Raw genomic sequence first — 12689 nt, forward strand, 5'->3', positions numbered from 1 at the left:
CTTGTGGGTCCGAAATCGCTCTTCCCAAACAACCCTCCCCAGGGCAGGGCCCCCCCCCCCCCCCCCCCCGGGACTCCACGTCCCGGACGCCCCTCGGTCATGCCGGCCCGAGCCGGCGCTCAGGCGGTGCTCAGCCGGTGCAGTACTGCTGCTCCTTGCCGATGGAGCGATACATGCAATCCGCGTTCTCCAGCAGCTGCAGCACCGCGTCACGGTTACGGCTCGTCTCGCGCTCGATCACCTCGTCGGGCGGGTAGAAACCGCCGCCCGCGAAGCCCCTCGGATACATCTCGAAGGTGTACGCGAAGATCTTCTGGTTGCCCCACAGCCAGTCGTCGATCGACCCGTCCGTGATGTAGAGGTCGCTGGACTGCTCGGCCGTGTAGCCGTTGCTCGCGGCCATCTTCTGGCCGACGGTGGCGAAGGCGTCGCGGTCGTCCTGGGTCAGGCCCGGGGCGGTGTTGGACGTGGTGTAGCCGTACGGCCACAGGACCAGCTCGCTGTAGGTGTGGAAGTCGATGCCGGCCTTGATCTGCTGCTTCCCGCCGACGACGCGGGAGCGTACGAAGTCGGCGACCACCTTCACCTCGGGGGCGGACTCGGCGGACCGGCCACGGTACGTCTCCGAGCCGGGGGAGCCGGAGGAGCCGCCGCAGCAGCCCCACTTGAAGTTCCAGTTGCGGTTCATGTCCGTGCCGACGTACGAAGAACCGGAGTTGGGCTGCCGGTTCTTGCGCCAGCTGCGGTAGGAGCCGGTGGCGATGTCGTACTCGCCGCCGTCCGGGTTGAGGTCCGGGACGATCCAGATCTCGCGGCCGTTGACGGCGTTGGTGACCCGGGAGTCGGTGCCGTAGTCGTCGCCGAGCTCACGCAGCAGATAGAGAGCCATCTCGACGGTGAGGTGCTCGCGGGCGTGCTGGTGGTGGGTGAAGAGGACCTCGGGCTCGTTCTCGTCCGTGGCGACGTTGTCGCTGACCTTGATGGCGACGATGTCCCGGCCCTGGTACGACTTGCCGATCACCCGTTTGCTCATGATGTTCGAGTGGGCCGCGATGCGCTGGTCGATCTCCGCGTTCATCTCGGCGTAGTTGTGGTAGCGCGCGTCGGCGGACGGGAAGTCGAACGGCTTGGCGGCCGTACCCGCCGCCCTGCGCGACGGCGGCGCGGGCAGGGCTTCGAGTACGTGGCCGAGTGCGCGGAGCCGCTTCGCCTGGGCGGCGTTGGCGCTGACGACGACGGTGTGGTCGTGGGCCTCGTCGATCGACACGCCGGTCGCGGCGATGGCATTGCGTTCGGCGACGGTGGACGGGCCGTGGATCTCGTACTGCCTGGTCGGCTCCTCGGTCTCGGCGGAGGCCGTGGGGGCCGTGGGCTCCGGCGCGGGGGAGGCGGTCGCGGTGAAGGGGACCGCCACGGCGAGGGCGAGCAGGGTCGCGAGGGCGGCGGACCGGGTGACGGACCTGCGGCCGCTGCCGCGTTTGCGAAGTCGCATGCTGTCTCCTGGGTAGGGAGTGTGGGGGTGGCTCAGTGCGACGTGAACGGCGTGCTTGTGGTGCGGATGTGACGGGCACATGGTGGGGGTGTGGCATGCACTGGTCAAGGGCGCACTTCGGCCACGAGTTCGATGATGAGGGGAAAGGCGGCCACAACCATGACAGACACGACGGAAGAAGACACAGGATCAGAAAAAGGGACAGTCATGTCCCCGCCCCGCAAGGCGAGCTGGCGGCACATCGGCCCGGGCATCGTCGTAGCAGCGACCGGTGTCGGCGCCGGTGACCTCGTCGCGACGCTGATCGCGGGCAGCAAGTTCGGATACACCCTGCTGTGGGCGGCCGTCATCGGCTGCCTCGTCAAGATCTCGCTGGCCGAGGCGGCCGGCCGCTGGCATCTCGCCACCGGCCGCACCCTCTTCGACGGCTGGCGCAGCCTCGGCTCCTGGACCACGGTCTACTTCGTCGGTTACGTCGTCGTCTGGGGCTTCGTCTACGGCGCCGCCGCCATGTCCTCCAGCGCCCTTCCGCTCGACGCCCTCTTCCCGGACGTCATGGACCTCAAGTGGTGGGCCGTCGCCTGCGGCCTCGTCGGTCTCGTCTTCGTCTGGTTCAACCGCTACGCCGTCTTCGAGAAGGTCATGACGGTCCTGGTCGGCGTGATGTTCGTGGTCACCGTCTATCTGGCGGTCCGCGTCACGCCGCATCTCGGCGACGCCCTCGCCGGCCTCGCGCCCGTCCTCCCCGACGGCTCGCTCGTCTACACCCTCGGCCTGATCGGCGGCGTCGGCGGCACCATCACGCTCGCCGCGTACGGCTACTGGGTCAACGCCAAGGGCTGGACGGACGCGGGCTGGATGAAGGTCATGCGGCTCGACAACCGCGTCGCGTACATCACCACCGGCATCTTCGTCGTCGCGATGCTCTTCGTCGGTGCCGAGCTGCTGCACTCCTCGGGCATCGCGCTCGCCAAGGGCGACAAGGGCCTGCTGGACCTCGGCACGATCCTGGAGGACCGCTACGGCGCCACCACCGCCAAGCTCTTCCTGGTCGGCTTCTTCGCCACGTCCTTCACCTCGCTGATCGGCGTCTGGCACGGAGTGAGCCTGTTGTTCGCGGACTTCGTCGGCCACTACCGGCCGTCCCTCGCCCCGGCCGGGACCGCCCGCGAGAAGTCACCGGCGTTCCGGATGTACCTGCTCTGGCTGACCTTCCCGCCGATCGCCCTGCTCTTCCTCGACCAGCCTTTCGGGCTCGTCATCGTGTACGGCGTGATCGGCGCGTTCTTCATGCCGTTCCTGGCGCTGACGCTGGTGTGGCTGCTCAACTCGTCCCGTACGCCGGCCCAGTGGCGCAACGGCCTGCTGAGCAATGTGATGCTGGCCGCGGCCGGACTGCTGTTCGTCGTGCTCTGCGTGCAGCAGGTGCGCGATCTTCCGTGGTGACGGGCCCGTCATACTGGTGGACATGACATACGGAGGCCATCCCGACCAGCACAGCCAGGGCGCGGCACCGCCCCCGCCTCCCGGCTTCGGCCCCCCGCCTCCGGGCTTCGGTCCTCCGGCACCTGTGCCGGTACAGCCCCCGTACGGCGGACCGGTACAGCCCCCGTACGGCGGGCCGGCGCAGGCCCCGTACGACGGGCCGGAGTTCCTGGTGCACGACCGGGTCAACTCCGTCATCGTCGACGTGAACGGTGTGGCCCTGGAGGTCCAGGGCCACACCATGGAATTCCCCTGGTCGGTGATCCGGACCGTCCACCACGCCCCTGCACCGCACGGCACGGTGCTCATGGTGGCCGTGGCCCATGCCGACGGCATGCTCTACGAGTGCCGGGTCGCCGCCCGCCGCCAGGCCGTGCTGCACCAGTGGCTCGGAGAGCTCGGCTCCGTCCTTCAGTTCTATCTCGCGAACCGCCCGCCGGCGTACTGAGCACCTGCCGGGCAGCACGGCGGCAGCGCCGCCGGTGGGGGCGGCGACGCTGCCTGTCCGTGGATGGTCAGGGCCGGTCGGTCAGGACCGGTCGATCAGGACCGGTCGATCAAGGCCGGTCGGTCACGGCTGGTTGCTCGCGGCCGGTCGGTCACGGCAGGTTGTGGACGTGCGGGCCGACCGCGTTGGACCAGGCGTTGCCGGCCGTCGCGTCCCAGTTCGTCGACCAGGTCATCGCACCGCGCAGGTTCGGGTACGTGCGCGAGGGCTTGAACGAACCGCAGTTGGTCCCGCGAGCCAGACAGTCCAGCGCGTTCTTCACGATCTGCGGATCGACGTAGCCGCTGCCGGCGCCGCGGGTGGACGCCGGGACCCCGAGGCCGACCTGCGACGCGTCGAGGCCGCCCTCCAGCTGGATGCAGGCGAGCGCGGTGAGGAAGTCCACCGAGCCCTGGGAGTAGACCTTCTGGTCGCAGCCGAGCATCGAACCGCTGTTGTAGTACTGCATGTTGACGACCGTCAGGATGTCCTTCACCGCGAGCGCGGTCTTGAAGTACTCGGTGCCGGTGCTCTGCATGTCGATGGTCTGCGGAGCCATCGTCAGGACCAGTGAGGAGCCCGCCTTCTGCGAGAGCCGGCGCAGCGCCTTCGACAGATACGTCGAGTTGATGCCGTGCTCCAGGTCGATGTCGACACCGGTGAAGCCGTACTGCTGCATCAGGGAGTACGCGCTGTCGGCGAAGGCGGTCGCGGAGGCGTCACTGTTGATCGTGACGTTGCCCTTCTCGCCGCCGACCGAGATGATCACGGACTTCCCGGCGCTCTTCTTGGCGCTGATGTCGCTCTTGAACTCGTCCACCGAGCCGTAGCCGACGGCCGGGTCCAGGTTGAAGGTGATCTCGCCGGGCGTCGCGGTCGAGTCGGCGAACGAGACCGCGATGATGTCGTACTGCGACTGAACATCGCGCAGCTTCTGCACGGTGGCGCCGTTGTTGAAGTTCTGCCAGTAGCCGGTCAGTGCGTGCTTCGGCACGGCCGGGTTGCCCGGGTTGCCGGTGCTGGACGTCGTCCCGGTCACCGCCGCGGACTTCGGCGACTCGCCCGCCGCGTTGGTCGCGGTCACCTGGAACTGGTACGAGGTCGACGCGGCCAGGCCGGTCACGGTGGCCGAGGTCCCGGTCACCGACTGGACCTTGGTGCCGTCCCGGTACACGTTGTACCCGGTCGCCCCGGAGGCCCCGTTCCAGCTCAGCGCCACGGACGACGAGGTGACCGCCCCGACGGCGAGCCCGGCCGGAGCCGGCGGAACCACCGGGTCGGGGTCACCGCCGCCGCCCCCGTCCGGCCCGAACACCGAGATGTCGTCGGCGTAGTAGGCGGCCTGGCCGTACCAGCCGTGTGTATAGACGGTCACCGAGGTCGTACTGGCGCCCGTCGTGAAGCTGGTGCTCAGCTGCGACCACGTGGAACCCCCGGGCGTCCAGGTCGACACGTCAGTGGTCCCGGTCCCGCTCGCCCCGAGGTACACGTACGAGCCCTGCACCCAGGCGCTCAGCTGATACGTCGAGTTGGGCTTGACGGCCACGGTCTGCGAACACTTCGCGTTGTCCTGGCCGGCGGGCGTGCCCTTGAGCGCGCCGGCCCCGCCGTGCACGGGCGACGACACGATGGCCCCGGACCCGCCGGAACACGTCCAGTTGGCGAGCCCCGACTCGAACCCGGCGTTCTTCGCCACGTTCACGTCCGCGGCCTGCGCGGTGCCGGCCCCGCCGGCGATCCCGAGCCCGACGCCGACGGCCAGCGCCAGGGCCCCGCCGAGCCATCTTCGTACGCCTGTGGTGCGGTCCACTTGCTGCCTCCGGTAGGGGAGTTGACGGTGTGTGGGGGGAGAAGCTTCGGAGTGCTGGAACGGTGGCCACCGCTGGGCGTACAAGCTGGTCCAGACCAATCAGGTTGTCAAGACCTCTGGGGGGAGGCTGTATACGGAAGGGCCCGGTCCGCACCCGGACCGGGCCCTTCCAACGCTGAGCACACCCCGTCCCGCTCAGCCGTCCTCCTGCAGCCTGTCGGCTGAGAATCCCGCGACGCACCCCACCACCAGCACCGCGTTCGACATCAGTAGGCCCTCGGCGGCGAGGTGCCCCCACTGCACCGCCATGTTCAGCATCTGCGCCGCCACCGGGACGGCGATCGCCGCCGTCAGATGCTGCGGACGGGACTCCCGGTACGGCTCGCGATGGAGCCGGGCCGCGGCCCATGCGGCGAGCGCGATGCACACCACGTTCGGCAGATGGACCAGGAACAGGCGGCCCCCGAAAGTCTCCATCCGTGACGGCGTCGCCACGTAGTCGTAGACGACCGTGGCCTGCAGATACTCGGTGATGAGCAGGACGACGATCCCGGCCGCCCAGGCGCGCATGAGTGCGAACACCGCCGCTCCGCGTCCTTCGTCCCGCCGGGCGGACGCCCCCGGGTAGCCGTACCTCGTCATCGCCACTCGCCTCCGATCGGATCGGTCAGTTCTCCGCGAACAGGAACAGTGCTGTGAAGACGGCCGTGGCCATGCCGCAGCCGGTCACCAGGACCACGCACTGCACCACCGGGGACCAGCTGCCGCGCCCCGCGATCGTCGCCGTGCGCTCGGGGGCCGCCGGGTCGTAGGCCACCATGACCCGCGTACCGGTCCTCATCGACCAGCCCGCCAGGTCCTCGAACTCGATGTCCCGGCCGTCCCGGGTGCGGAAGGCGAAGAAGTGCCGGTAGGCGTCCGAGTCGGTGCCCGGCTCCGACTCGATCCGTACGCACTCGCCCTCCGCGCGCTCACCCCGGCGCACCGAGTGCGCCACGGTGACCAGACGGCGGGCGTACTTCACCGTCAGCCAGCCGAACAGCGCGATCATGCCGCCGAAGAAGATGTAGTGCCCACCCGGGACCTCCATGCCGGCCCCTAACCCTTCAGGACCGTGACCGAGTCGATGATCTTGCTGAGATCGCCGTCGTCGAGCCGGCCCTTCACCGCGTCGATCCGCACCGCGTACGCCTTCTTCTGCGCGTCGAGACCGGCGATGATCACACCCTTGACCCGGTCGCCCTTCTCGGTGAACTCGAAGTCGACACGGCGGGCCTCCTGCTTGCCGTTCGGGCCTGCGACCTGGATCTCCTTCTGGCCCTTGAGGGTGGAACCGAGCGCCACCCCGGCCTCGGCGCCGATCGCGGCCTCCTCGACCGAGTCGGCGTTGGTGAAGTCCAGCTGGACCGTGATGATGCCGACGGTTTTGCCACCCTCGCTCAGCGCTGCGGCGGCTGCGTTGTGCTTGTTGCGGTCGGCGTCGCTCTGCTCCTTGAAGGCGGGAGGGTGGGCGACGGTGACGGAGGGAGTCTTCAAGGTCCCCCAGCCTTCGGGTGTCGTACCGGCCTGGGTGTCCGAACCGCAGCCGGCGGTGGCCAGCACGGCCACGGACGCGATCAGCCAGTGCAACGGCTTCGTCTTGCTGCTCATGGCGTGTGTGCTCCTGTCCCCGGGATCAGTTCGCACAGTAGCTGTACGGGACATAGCTGCGGCTGTCTCCCTGCGGCGCTCCGAGGAATTCGGCGTCATTGAGAATTTCCTCCTTCTTCTCGGTGGAGACCGAGAAGCCGAGGCTCAGTCCCAGGTTGAGCTCGAAGCCGTACTCCGCCGCCTCGGTCTGGCCGGTGTACGTCGTCCGGCTCGACAGCCCCTCGTCGAAGAGCAGCTGCCCGAACTTGTCGTCGTTCCCGGGCCGCTTCGTGGGCGCGTGATCGTCGAACATGTAGGTGAAGGGCGTCCCGTACTGTCCGTTTCCGTCGAGCCATTCCTGCGCGATCGCGCGCTGCTTGGCGCCTTCGTCGCCCGGCGGAATCACGATCGAGTTGGTGATGACCTCGATGCCGGTCTCCTGGTCGCTGCCCTTGACCCCGCCGTTGCCGCCGCGCTTGTCGTCCTTCTCCTTGCCGTTGTCGCCGCCGACCTTGACGCCGTCCTTGGTGGCGCCCTTCTCGACCGTGCGCGTCATGTCGATCCGGAGCAGCTCACCGGTCTTCTTGTCGTGGGTGACGGTGATGGTCCCGGTCTGGGTGGTGGACGCGGACGACTCCCCGCTGATGGGCCCGGCCTCGTAACCGACCTTCGAGCCGTACTCGATGGACGCGCTGTACGTGTACGACTTGGTGCCCTTGTAGTTGTTGTCGGTCCAGGTCCCCTCGGGCGAGAACTTGAAGTTTCCGCCGAGCGTGGCGCTGAGCTTCTTCTCGTCCGCGGCGGAGAGCTTGAGACCGGCTGCCGCGCTCACTTCGAGTCCGACCTTGCCGTAGCTGATGTGCCGGTTTCCGAGCTTCTCGTCGATGCGGTTGCGCAGCTTCTCCTCCTCGGCCATGGGGCCCTTGCCGAAGAGGTAGAGGATGCTGTTCCCGAGCCCGCCGCCCTGGGCGTTGCTGTGCCGGTTGGTCAGCTCGTACGTCTTGAGCAGCTCGATGTCGTCGCGGAAGGCCTTCGCGTCGGCCTCGCTGTCGAACACCCAGGTGTCCCCGTTGGTCACTTTGATGCCGGCGCCCAGCTCGACCTTGTCGGAGCCGAACTTCCCGACTTTGGCGCCCGGCTTCCAGTCCTTCTTGGCGGCGATGGAGGCGGCGTCGGTAAAGGTCATGAAGACCTGCTGGTCGTTCTCGTCGACCTTGCCGTCCTTGTTGATGTCAGTCTTGGCCTGGAAGGTCTGCTGCTGGAAGCCGTACTCCTCGCCCCATTCGATGAAGAGCAGCTTGCCCTTGGCGCCCGCCTTGTCGCTGATCGAGGAGATCTGGCAGAGCGGGGGCTCGTAGTCGGCGTCGGTCTTGGGAGCGGCCTGGTTGCCGCCCGGGGTGCCGCAGGAGCCGCCGAACGTGACCAGGCAGCGCAGCTTGTCGGCGATCGTGCCGTCGATGCCGGTGGTCACGATCGCACCGATGACCGCGGCGGAGACGACGATGACTCCGACGTACTCGGTGGCGGTGGCGCCCCGGTCGCCCGCACCACGGCGGCGCTTCGTCGGTGGTGGCGATATTCGCCCTGCCTGTCTCATCTCGTCCCCCTCGGACCGTCGAGCCCGGTGCTGTCCCTGACCGGATCCGGACGTTACGGAAGGGCAGGCGGTGCGGCGTGGGCCCTGGGGCCCCATTTCGGGCCCAGAAGGCCAGTTGGGCCCCGGGTGGCCAATCGGAGTCCGGGCCCAAAGAGTTGTTATGGGCTCTGGACTGCACCGGAAGGTTTCTGTCCGGCAAGAAACGGAGGGGCGAATACCGAAATCTGGTCGGTGATACAGGAGTTAACCTCTGGAAGATTCGTCCGATTTGATCCGTGAGTATTGCGTGAGGGTTGGGGCACTGCTCCTCGAAAGCTGTTCTCTGCTCTGTAGGACGTGGATAAAGTGCTGGTGCAGGAGGAGCACGGAGCAGTAGGGATCTGCGGTCGCCGCACGTTGCGGCGACCGGAGCTGAACGGGGAATCAGCGTGCCGACCGCAATTGCCGTGACCAGCGCCGACATGGTGCTGCCGCCGACCGACCGGCAGACGCCCACCGCGGCGCTGCTGCATCCGCCGGATGTCCAGCCGCTGGATGCGGCGCTCGCAGACATGCAGGTCCTGGTGGAGCAGAACGGCTACGTGATCGCCCTCTATCCCGCCTCGATCCCGACCGCCCATGAACGCAGACTGCACACGGTCCGCTCCGTACTGGAGAGCGACCGCATCGCCCTGCTGAAGCTCGATCTGCCGCCCCTCGGCGTGTCTGTGCTGGTCCGCCAGCTGCGGCAGCTGTCGATCTGCGACTTCAGCGCCGGCGTCATCGCTTCGGCCGCGCGGCTGCTCTCCCACTACATCTACTCCGGGGCGCTGCTGAACTCGGTCACCAAGCTCGACCGTGTACCGGTCAGCCTCAAGTCCCACGCCAAGTCCTGGGTGCCGGGCTCGCAGTTCGGCGTGGTGGCCAACCCGACCCCCCAGCTGATCAAGATCGGCAGTGGCGAGCTCGCCGGACCCGAGTTCATAACGCAGCTTCTGGTGGCAAAAGGTCAGCTGCAGTCGGAATGGGTGAATTCGACCCTCGCTCCCGCCTGGCGGGTTCAGGGAATGCAGGAGACGGCGCTGCCGGCCGAATCGCCACGGTGGTGGGGCACGGCACGGATGATCGAATTCGCTGCCTTCCTCCCGGACATCTCTGTTATCTATCAACTGGTTTCGTCCGTGAGACGGGAGGTGTGTACCTGGTGCGGCATCGAACTCATCGGTGACCGTTGCGGGTTCTGCTCGGCGCCGCTCGCACTTGCCGAGAACCGAACGCACGCCTCCGGTGTCCTGAATGAAGGAACACCGATGAATCACGGGTCGTAATGCGCCGCCGGGCGGTACGCATGGACCGATGGCGTGCCCGGCCGTACCCGACGCAACCCACCGCACGTACCAGTCCGCTCGTCAGCCCACGTCTCCCACGAGGTTGCCCAGCTCATGAATTCACGCCAACGCCGCGGCGTCATCCTTCTGCTCCTCTCGGTCCTCTGCGCCTTCGGTGCGTTCGCCGGTGTGCTCTCGGTGATCAGCGATGTGAATTCCAAGGTCGGCCCCGAGGTGGACGCCTACCAGGTCAACGTCGATGTGGCTCCGTATCAGGCGCTGCAGCCGAACCAGTTCAAGAAGATCAAGATGCCCAAACGCTGGCTCTCCGAGAACGCGGTGACCGATGTCTCGGTCGTCGACGGCAAGGTGGCCGTCACCCAGCTCAAGAAGGGCTCGCTGCTCCAGGAGGACATGTTCGTCAAGCGGCCCGCCCTCGACACGGACGAGCAGGAGATAGCCATCATGATCGACGCCGCCACGGGTGTGGCGGGCAAGATCAGGGCGGGTGACTCCGTCAACATCTACGCCACGTTCGCCGCGGAGAACGAGGGAGCGAAGGCCCAGTCCCGGGTCATCGTCCCCAACGCCCGGGTGATCGACGTGGGCCGCCTGACCGCGCTGGAGCCCAAGGAGGACGACCGGCGGGGCACGCTGCGCGAAGCCGTGCCGATCACCTTCGCGCTGAAGACCAAGGACGCTCAGCGTGTCGCGTACGCGGAGTCGTTCGCGGTCAACGTGCGACTCGCTCTGCTCGCCGCCGGCGGATCGACGCAGCTGCGGCCCGGAGAGGGCACCTACACCCTCGAAGGAGACAAGTGAGGGCCGAATGACGACCAGAATCCTCCCGGCCGTCGGTGATGCCGACGCCGCCCGATCCATCACCACCCTGCTGAGCCAGCTCCCGGACGCGGAGCCGGCGGGGCCGGTCGGTGACTCGACCTCGCTGATCGACACGCTGGCGCGGCTTGCGACCGAGTCGATCGACGAGCTCCCGGAGGTCGTCCTCGTCCACGAGCGGATCGGGCCGGTACCGGCACTCGAAGTCATCCGGGAGGTGGCCCTCCGCTTTCCCGCGGTCGGCGTCGTTCTGGTCACCGCCGACGCGAGCCCGGGCCTGTACTCGGCGGCCATGGACTCGGGTGCCCGCGGCCTGGTCGGCCTCCCGCTCTCGTACGAGGAGCTGGTGCAGCGCGTACAGGCGGCGGCCACCTGGTCCGTCGGCGTGCGCCGCCATCTCGGCCAGGGCGGGGACGTCTTCACCGGTCCCGGCGGCACCGTCGTCACGGTCAGCGGCGCCAAGGGCGGCGTCGGCACCACCCTCACAGCGGTGCAGCTGGCCCTGGCTGCCAAGGCGTCGGGCATGACCGTCGCCCTTGCCGACCTCGACCTCCAGTCCGGCGATGTCGCCTCGTACCTGGATGTGCAGTTCCGTCGCTCCATCGTCGATCTGGCGGGCATCCAGGACATCTCGCCGCGGGTGCTCCAGGACGCGGTCTACAACCATGACGTCGGGATCGGACTGCTGCTCGCGCCCGGCGAGGGCGAGCGCGGCGAAGAGGTCACCGACCGGTCGGTGCGCCAGATCGTCAGCGCCCTGCGTAACCGGTACGAAGTCGTCGTCATCGACTGCGGCAGCTACATGAACGGCGCCAACGCGGCAGCGATCGAAATGGCCGACACCACGCTGCTGATCACGACACCGGACGTCGTCGCGGTCCGCGCGGCCAAGCGCATGGTCCGGCTCTGGGACCGCCTCCAGATCCGCAAGGCCGAGGAGACGGTGACCGTCGTCAACCGGTACATACGCAATACGGAGATACAGCCTCCGCTGATCGAGCGGATCACGTCCACCCGGGTCTCCCGGGTGGTGATCCCCGCCAACTTCAAGGAACTGCACGCGCTGGTCGACGCCGGCCGGCTGCAGGACCTGGAGGCCAAGTCCTCGGTCAAGCAGGCACTGTGGGGCCTCGCCGGGGAGCTGGGTTTGGTGAAGACGACAGAACCAGCGCAGAAACAGGGCAAGTTGAAGAGCGACCGGGGTGCGCTGGGTATCCGGCGCCGTGGCTGAACGACGAAACGAGGGGGCGAGTTGAAGCGATGGGCATCGCGGCAGTTACCAACTGGAGAGACGACCGCGGACAGACCGCCGTCGAGTTCACCGGGATGGTGCCGATCATCCTGGCGACGCTGATCCTGCTCTGGCAGGCGGCACTGGTCGGATACACGTTCTCGCTGGCGGGGAACTCGGCGGACGAAGGAGCGCGGGCGGGAGCCGCCGCGCGCTGGAACCCCGGGCTGGCCTGCCGTCAGGCGGCGCGCGAGAACCTCCCCGACGCCTGGCAGGTGACGAGGCTCGACTGCGGTGAGGAGGGCGGCCTGTACAAGGTGGAACTCGATCTGAAGGTTCCGGTCCTCTATCCCGGCTTCGTCGACTTCCCGCTGACCGTCCCCGGTCGCGCCTCCGCCACGTGGGAGGGCTGAGCCATGCAGAAGCGCACCTTCCGCAAGCACGGTGACCGGGGCCAGACTGCGATCGAGTACCTCGGCTGGATCCCCATCCTCCTCCTCATCGCGCTCGTCGCGATCCAGCTGGGCATCGCCGCGTACGCCGTGCAGCAGGCGGGCACGGGCGCGCGGGCCGCGGCCCGTACGGCTTCGATCGGGAACGGCGACCCCGTACAGGCGGGCAGGGCGGCGATGAGCGACTGGCTGGCCGACGACGCCATCGTCCAGCCCCGCGGCGACTTCGGCGACGAGGTCACGGTGACCGTCCGTGTCGCGATTCCCTCCCTCGTGCCCGGAGTCGAGTTCGACAGGGCTGTCCGTTCCGCGACCATGCCCGTCACCGACTGACCGGCGACCGACCAGCGACCGATTCA

General features: G+C 68.0%; 13 protein-coding genes. 7 read left to right on the forward strand and 6 right to left on the reverse strand.

Going from position 1 to position 12689, the window contains the following annotated elements; genetic code table 11:
• Window positions 1-130: 130 nt before the first annotated feature.
• Entirely contained in the window at window positions 131-1492 is a 1362-nt protein-coding gene (locus AC0699_RS28055) for a M14 family metallopeptidase (protein WP_478665505.1), read from the reverse strand.
• 159 nt (window positions 1493-1651) lie between these two features.
• Here AC0699_RS28055 and AC0699_RS28060 point away from each other — a divergent pair, with 159 nt between their 5' ends.
• Both AC0699_RS28060 and AC0699_RS28065 read left to right on the forward strand, forming a co-directional pair.
• Window positions 1652-2938, forward strand: a complete 1287-nt coding sequence (locus AC0699_RS28060; protein WP_478665507.1) for an Nramp family divalent metal transporter — start codon at window positions 1652-1654, stop codon at window positions 2936-2938.
• 22 nt (window positions 2939-2960) lie between these two features.
• Window positions 2961-3425 (forward strand): hypothetical protein, encoded by a 465-nt coding sequence (locus AC0699_RS28065; RefSeq protein WP_478665510.1) that lies wholly within the window; start codon window positions 2961-2963, stop codon window positions 3423-3425.
• Window positions 3426-3576: 151 nt separating this feature from the next.
• Here the strand turns inward: AC0699_RS28065 and AC0699_RS28070 are convergent, their stop codons facing one another.
• From AC0699_RS28070 to AC0699_RS28090, 5 genes are all read right to left on the reverse strand, one after another.
• Window positions 3577-5274, reverse strand: a complete 1698-nt coding sequence (locus AC0699_RS28070) for a chitinase (protein ID WP_478665512.1) — start codon at window positions 5272-5274, stop codon at window positions 3577-3579.
• A gap of 195 nt (window positions 5275-5469) precedes the next feature.
• Window positions 5470-5916 carry a hypothetical protein gene (locus tag AC0699_RS28075; protein WP_478665515.1) on the reverse strand — a complete coding sequence of 149 codons (447 nt, stop codon included), beginning with the start codon at window positions 5914-5916 and terminating at the stop codon, window positions 5470-5472.
• Between the two features lie 25 nt (window positions 5917-5941).
• Window positions 5942-6364, reverse strand: coding sequence for a DUF3592 domain-containing protein (locus tag AC0699_RS28080; RefSeq protein WP_478665518.1), 423 nt, complete (start codon window positions 6362-6364; stop codon window positions 5942-5944).
• 8 nt (window positions 6365-6372) lie between these two features.
• Complete coding sequence (locus AC0699_RS28085) at window positions 6373-6924, reverse strand: hypothetical protein (protein WP_478665520.1); 552 nt, start codon at window positions 6922-6924, stop codon at window positions 6373-6375.
• Between the two features lie 25 nt (window positions 6925-6949).
• The gene (locus AC0699_RS28090) at window positions 6950-8500 is read right to left on the reverse strand and encodes a hypothetical protein (protein ID WP_478665522.1); all 1551 of its coding nucleotides are present in this window, start codon (window positions 8498-8500) and stop codon (window positions 6950-6952) included.
• A 446-nt stretch (window positions 8501-8946) separates the two neighbouring features.
• Here AC0699_RS28090 and AC0699_RS28095 point away from each other — a divergent pair, with 446 nt between their 5' ends.
• From AC0699_RS28095 to AC0699_RS28115, 5 genes are all read left to right on the forward strand, one after another.
• The gene (locus AC0699_RS28095; protein ID WP_478665641.1) at window positions 8947-9807 is read left to right on the forward strand and encodes a hypothetical protein; all 861 of its coding nucleotides are present in this window, start codon (window positions 8947-8949) and stop codon (window positions 9805-9807) included.
• Between the two features lie 114 nt (window positions 9808-9921).
• Complete coding sequence (gene cpaB / locus AC0699_RS28100; protein WP_478665524.1) at window positions 9922-10629, forward strand: Flp pilus assembly protein CpaB; 708 nt, start codon at window positions 9922-9924, stop codon at window positions 10627-10629.
• A gap of 7 nt (window positions 10630-10636) precedes the next feature.
• Window positions 10637-11878 carry a CpaE/TadZ family protein gene (locus AC0699_RS28105; protein ID WP_478665526.1) on the forward strand — a complete coding sequence of 414 codons (1242 nt, stop codon included), beginning with the start codon at window positions 10637-10639 and terminating at the stop codon, window positions 11876-11878.
• A gap of 29 nt (window positions 11879-11907) precedes the next feature.
• Window positions 11908-12291, forward strand: a complete 384-nt coding sequence (locus tag AC0699_RS28110) for a TadE/TadG family type IV pilus assembly protein (RefSeq protein WP_478665529.1) — start codon at window positions 11908-11910, stop codon at window positions 12289-12291.
• 3 nt (window positions 12292-12294) lie between these two features.
• Entirely contained in the window at window positions 12295-12663 is a 369-nt protein-coding gene (locus AC0699_RS28115; RefSeq protein WP_478665531.1) for a TadE family protein, read from the forward strand.
• Window positions 12664-12689: the final 26 nt, after the last annotated feature.

The sequence above is a fragment of the Streptomyces sp. NPDC043870 genome (assembly GCF_056435785.1).